Annotated in this window: 4 protein-coding genes; 2 read left to right on the top strand and 2 right to left on the bottom strand. The window is 64.6% G+C overall.

The annotated features are described in order from the left end of the window. Window positions 1–116 precede the first annotated feature (116 nt). Window positions 117–329, top strand: coding sequence for a hypothetical protein (locus WA702_RS04730; protein WP_425109377.1), 213 nt, complete (start codon window positions 117–119; stop codon window positions 327–329). A gap of 24 nt (window positions 330–353) precedes the next feature. Then, complete coding sequence (locus WA702_RS04725) at window positions 354–1,205, top strand: PhzF family phenazine biosynthesis protein (protein WP_425109376.1); 852 nt, start codon at window positions 354–356, stop codon at window positions 1,203–1,205. Window positions 1,206–1,358: 153 nt separating this feature from the next. Here the strand turns inward: WA702_RS04725 and WA702_RS04720 are convergent, their stop codons facing one another. Both WA702_RS04720 and WA702_RS04715 read right to left on the bottom strand, forming a co-directional pair. Then, window positions 1,359–1,979, bottom strand: coding sequence for a LysE family translocator (locus WA702_RS04720; protein WP_425109375.1), 621 nt, complete (start codon window positions 1,977–1,979; stop codon window positions 1,359–1,361). Between the two features lie 236 nt (window positions 1,980–2,215). Next, window positions 2,216–2,681 (bottom strand): hypothetical protein (locus tag WA702_RS04715; protein WP_425109374.1); only part of this gene is annotated, 466 nt, incomplete at its 5' end.

Below are 2,681 nucleotides of genomic sequence, written 5' to 3'. Positions count from 1 at the left end.
AATCGCCCGCTTTCAGCTCCCGGTCACCCTATATTGCACCGAGATCAATGTTTTGATTGCTCTCAATTTTGCACTGAGTCATTGCTCTGACGCTCCTTCACGGAGGACGAAGAGCAATGACCATGATCAGCACGACCCTGGCCTCACGCTTGTCAGCCAAGACCAATGTGAGACGTTACACGTCCCAGCCCCGCGCGCCGCGACTCTGGCTGCAGCGCCTGTTCTGGCGCAGCGAACTGAAGACGCTCGACCTCGCGCAGATGCGCGATTGCGGGCTCGATCCGATGGCGGTCGCCCGCGAGGCGGCGAAACCTTTCTGGCGCGATTGAAGACCGATTGAGGGGAGAGACAGCATGCGCAACGTCCCGTTTCAGCAGGTCGACGTGTTCTCAGGCCTGCCATTCAAGGGCAATCCGCTGGCCGTGATCGCCGAGGCCGACGGCTTCGATGACGCGGCGATGCAGGCGATTGCCAACTGGACCAATCTGTCGGAGACGACGTTCCTGTTGCGCCCGAGCGATCCCGCCGCCGACTATCGCGTCCGCATCTTCACGCCGCATCGCGAGCTGCCTTTTGCGGGCCATCCGACGCTCGGCTCCTGCCATGTCTGGCTCGGACTTGGCGGCCGGCCCAAGGCCGCGCACATCGTGCAGGAATGCGGCGCCGGCCTGGTGCGCATCAAACGCGACGGCGCGAGAGAAAAGACAAGGCTCGCTTTCGCAGCTCCCCCGCAGCGCCGTTCCGGCGAGGTCGCCCCCGATCTGCTGGCGCGCATCGCGCAGGCGCTCGGCATCGCTGCGGATGCGATCGTCCGCGCGCAATGGGTCGACAATGGTCCCGGCTGGGTGGCGGTGATGCTGCGCTCACGCAGCGAACTGTTGAACCTGCGTTTCGATCCCGCCGCGCTCCAGGGCAACCAGCCACTCGGCGTGGTGGCGCCGTGCGACAAGGCGAAGGATGACACCGATGCGGATTTCGAGGTGCGCGGCTTCATGTGGAGCGGCGGCGAGGACCCGGTGACGGGCAGCCTCAATGCAAGCCTGGCGCAATGGCTGATCGGATCAGGAATTGCTCCGAGCCAATATGTGGCCGCTCAGGGCACGGTGCTCGGCCGTGCCGGCCGCGTCCACGTCGCGCAGGACGGCGAGACGATCTGGATCGGCGGCGACGTGACGACCTGCGTGAGCGGGACGATCGGCGTGTAGATGAATGCGTGGCAAGCCGCAAAGCTGCGATCTTAGTGGCTCGTCATTGCGAGCGAAGCGAAGCAATCCAGAGCCAAAAGGAAGTCTGGATTGCTTCGTCGCTTCGCTCCTCGCAATGACGAGGCCGAAATAAAGTTCATAGCGATATTAGCTTCACCGCGTCCTCACTAGCGCCAGCCACACGCCGCCGCCGATCATGAAGCCGCCGGAGATCCGCGACACCAGCCGCGTGCGCTTCGCCGAGAACAGTTTTCCCGCACGCCCCGCAAGCAGCGCGTAAGCGCCGTCGGTCAGTCCCGCGATGACCATGAAGGTGGCGCCGAGCAGCGCGACCTGCGGGACATGGTCGCGGCTCATGTCCATGAACTGCGGCAGGAAAGCGCCGAAGAACACCAGGATCTTCGGATTCGATACCAGGACGACAAAACCCTGCAGGAAGAAACCGCCGCGCGGCGGAGGCGGCGGCGTGTCGCCGGCCGCGATGCCCTCGACAGGCGAACGAATGAGCTTGATGCCGAGCCAGACCAGATAGGCGGCACCGAGGAGCCGCACCCATTCGAACCAGTAGCCCATCGTCGCCATCAGCGAGGTCAGTCCAACAGCAACGACGCCGATCGCGATCGTGAGCCCGGTTTGCACGCCTGCGATGTTGATCAGCGCCGCGCGGGTGCCGTGGCGCAGGCCGTTGGCGATCAAGAGCGTGACCACCGGCCCGGGCAGCAGCGCCAGCGCGATGCAGGCGGCGACAAAGGCGAGATAGGCTTGCATGGACATGATGCGGGCTCGATGTGCGTGATAATTTCGGCATTAATGCACGATGGATGCGCGAGGGAAAGTCTCGCGCGAACGGCATGCACGACTGTACCCTCTCCCCTTGTGGGAGAGGGTGGCGCGCATCGTCGGATGCGGGCCGGGTGAGGGGTCTCCATCCGCGGAAAGAACCCCTCATCCGGCGCTTCGTGCCACCTTCTCCCACAAGGGGAGAAGGAAGAAGACCGCGCGCGAATTGACTACTTCCCGCTCCCCAGCGATGCCATCATCCAGCGCTGCACGTCGGGCGACACCAAAAATCGTTGCGCGGCCTCTCGCAACAGCGGGTCGAAAGCCTTGCCCTGCAGCACCGCAACCATCAGATTGCAGCGATGCGATAGCGCGAAGCCGACCGCGCTGCGATGCCCGTCCGCGAGATCGAGATCGTAGCTGCGCGAGCGGCCCGCCAGATCCGCGACTCGAACCACCTCGCCCGGGGCATGTGCCGCGAAGCGCGGGCTGATCAGGTCGAGATCGGCGACGCGATCAACCTCGTCATCGTCGGCGACGCCGGTGTCGCAATTGCAGAAGCCGATCTTGGCGCGAACATAGATTTCGCTGCCTTGGACGCAGGACGTCTGCTGGCAGCGGAAGGCGCGGCCCGCCGGCCAGCCGTCGCGCGGGAACGGCCAGGCGATCTCGCGCCAGCCGAGCTTTTGCGCATTG

It is taken from the genome of Bradyrhizobium sp. (assembly GCF_049798375.1).
Classification (GTDB): domain Bacteria; phylum Pseudomonadota; class Alphaproteobacteria; order Rhizobiales; family Xanthobacteraceae; genus Bradyrhizobium.
This window is presented reverse-complemented; position numbering and strand designations above follow the sequence as displayed.